General features: G+C 42.1%; 2 protein-coding genes. Both read left to right on the plus strand.

The genetic code is table 11. The features are described from left to right. Positions 1-160 precede the first annotated feature (160 nt). Positions 161-1,102, plus strand: coding sequence for a glycosyltransferase family 2 protein (locus PSE7429_RS22360; protein WP_009629668.1), 942 nt, complete (start codon positions 161-163; stop codon positions 1,100-1,102). 144 nt (positions 1,103-1,246) lie between these two features. Further along, a complete protein-coding gene (locus PSE7429_RS22365) occupies positions 1,247-2,371 on the plus strand; it encodes a glycosyltransferase family 4 protein (protein WP_009629669.1) in 1,125 nt (374 codons plus the stop codon). Positions 2,372-2,481: the final 110 nt, after the last annotated feature.

Here is a 2,481-nt window from a genome sequence, read left to right on the forward strand (position 1 = left end):
TAAAGAAAGATAGAAAACCTTTGGCTCACGCTGCGCGTGAGCCAAAGGTTTTCTACCCGAATTTTAATTATGCTGAGATAATTAGTCCATTGTCTAAAATTTACAGATCGCTTTTTAATCTCAAAATCTTTAATCTCAAACCCTTTAATCTCAAAATCCTATGAAACCATCTATATCTGTATGTATTACTACATATCACAGACCAAAATTTCTTAAGGAAGCTTTGCATTCGGTGCTAGAACAAAGTCTGCAACCTATTGAGATTGTGATAGGCGATGATTCCCGTGATGATGTAACGGAAAAGATGATTTTAGATATGCAGAAAAGTTGTCAAATTCCAATTTCTTATACTAGACACTCTCCTTCCTTAGGGCAAGCGAGGAATGTTAACTTTATCTATGCAAAGGCTCAAGGGCATAAAATTGTGCTTTTGCATGATGATGATTTGCTGTTGCCCAATGCCCTAGAAGACTTACATAGCTGTTGGGATATTAATCCTGATTTGGTTGCAGCCTATGGTAAGCAGTACATAATGTCTGAAGAAGGGGAAGTCGATCTAGAGCAAAGCCATAATCTCAATCAAATGTTCTTCCGAACTAGCGATCGCGCTGGTTTGCAAAAGTCTTCGGTTGAGGCAGCGATATTGCATCAGTTCCCTAATGACTGCTTTATGATTCTGGCATCTGCGGCGAAGGATATTAAGTGGCGTTCCTATGAAGAAGTTGGAAATGGTGGAGAGTTTGATTTCAGTTTGCAACTTGGGCTTAAATATAAGAATTTCTTCTTTTTAGATACATACACGGCTAAATATCGACTGAGCCGCGCAGCCATGTCTAAAAGTGACAACGATGATGCGGCGGCGCAATCTTTTAATATAGTCCTCAATACCGATGTTCCTGAGGAACTAGCTTGGGCTAAAGAGTTTGAGCTTAAGAGAGCCGCTCCGATCGCGATCTTACAGTCGATCAACTTGGGGAAGAAAAAACAAGCTTTAGATATTTATTTCAGCAAATATCATCCTTTATCAAAACGACTGAGTTTGGGAGGAATACGACGATTGTTGAAATTATTGCTACCGCGATCGCTGGGAAAATTGCTATAAGTAGCTCAGCATAATTAAAAACCAAAATCAGAGGAGGTTCCGCTACGTTGAGGTTATCTTCTTCTAAGTTTTAAGCTTACTTCTATTTGCTCATGGCGTTTAAATTTATTTTGTATTAATATTTCTCAGATGAAAATTTCTCGGATGAAAAAAGTTCAGCATTGCTCCACAGGTTCAAATGCCTCCGTCGGTGGAATTGAGTCTTATCTAAATGGACTGTTGATTTCATTGCCAGAAATATACGATCCCCAAATAGTTAACTCTTTGGATGATATCGATCAAAGTCAATGCAAATTGCTGCATGTTCACGATGCGGCATTATTAAAAAGCTTAAACAATCAATGTCCTGCGGTCTATACCCTGCACAATCACAATATCTATTGCCCTAGTGGCTCGAAGTATTTGTCCAATCAGAAGAAGATCTGCGATCGCCAAATGTCCCTTTTAGGATGTACATGGGGACATTTAGTCGATGGTTGCGGCAGTCGCCGACCCCATACAATTATGACTAATTTGAGCAGAGCCTATAGTGAATTTACGGAAATCAAAAGATTAGGAATTACCGCAATCGCGAATAGTGATTATGTGCGATCGCAATTAATCGCCAATGGGCTACCCGCATCTCAAGTCGTAACCGTCAGATGTGGCATTGCCAAGCCGTCAAGTCCCCACCTGCCCTTAGAAAGGGCAATCCATGATCAACAGCATATTTTCTTTGCGGGCAGGATCGTTCCTGAGAAGGGGCTGGATTGGTTACTGCGGACGATGCCTCGATTGGATGCAAGAATTCATTTGGACATTGCGGGTGAGGGTTGGGCAATGCCTCAGGTCAGAAAGCTTGCCGAGGATTTAGATCTGAGCGATCGCATTACTTGGCATGGTTGGTGTCAGCGCGAGAAATTAGAAAACCTTTACCGTCAAAGTTTTGCGGTGATTTTCCCTAGTGTTTGGCCAGAGCCTGCGGGACTGGTAACCCTTGAGTCCTATGCGAGGTTCCGTGCCGTGATTGCTAGTGCGGTCGGCGGCATTCCCGAACATATTGAGGATGGGAAAACAGGAATTTTGGTGGAGCCGCATAATATCGAACAGTTAGCCGCCACAATTACCGATTTGGCAAATAATTTTGATAAGGCTCGCGCGATCGGTATTGCTGGTAATGAGCTATTTCACGCGGAATTTACTCTCGATATCCATGCCCAAAGACTCGAAGCAATTTATGAATTAGCGATCGCTAAGTTTCATGCAAGCTCCTCATCAGCTAGTTCTTAGAAACCATTTAAGAATTGGATAGATCCCCCCCAACCCCCCTTAAAAAGGGGGGAGAATTAAATTCTTCCCCCTTTTTAAGGGGGATTGAGGGGGATCTCTTAGAGTTTTTG

It is taken from the genome of Pseudanabaena biceps PCC 7429 (assembly GCF_000332215.1).
Classification (GTDB): domain Bacteria; phylum Cyanobacteriota; class Cyanobacteriia; order Pseudanabaenales; family Pseudanabaenaceae; genus Pseudanabaena; species Pseudanabaena biceps.